General features: G+C 69.1%; 1 protein-coding gene. It reads right to left on the bottom strand.

All coding sequences use genetic code 11. The features are described from left to right. Positions 1 to 414 (bottom strand): hydroxymethylglutaryl-CoA lyase-like TIM-barrel protein (locus J0695_RS39075; protein ID WP_505383630.1); only part of this gene is annotated, 414 nt, incomplete at both ends.

The raw sequence follows: 414 nt of genomic DNA, 5'->3' as shown, positions 1-414 counted from the left end.
GGGAAGAGGTTGGCGTTGCCGACGCGCTCGCCGTAGCCGTTCGCCGTGCACTGGACGTGCGTCGCTCCCGCGTCCACCGCGGCAAGGGTGTTGGCCACCGCGCAGCCCGTGTCGTCCTGGGCGTGCATCCCCAGACGCGCACCCGTGTCGGCCAGAACCGTGGAGACGATCGCGGTGACCTGCGCGGGGAGCATCCCACCGTTGGTGTCACAGAGGATGACGACGTCCGCGCCCGCCTCCGAGGCGGCGCGGACCACGGACTTCGCGTACTCCGGGTTCGCCTTGTAGCCGTCGAAGAAGTGCTCGCAGTCGACAAAGACGCGGCGGCCCTTGGAGACGAGGTACGAGACAGAGTCGCGGACCATCGCGAGGTTCTCGTCCAGGGTGGTGCGCAGGGCCAGTTCGACATGGCGG

It is taken from the genome of Streptomyces beijiangensis, from assembly GCF_017315755.1.
Classification (GTDB): Bacteria; Actinomycetota; Actinomycetes; order Streptomycetales; family Streptomycetaceae; genus Streptomyces; species Streptomyces beijiangensis.
Note: the sequence above shows the minus strand (reverse complement) of the source record. Positions and strands in the feature narration are given on the sequence as shown.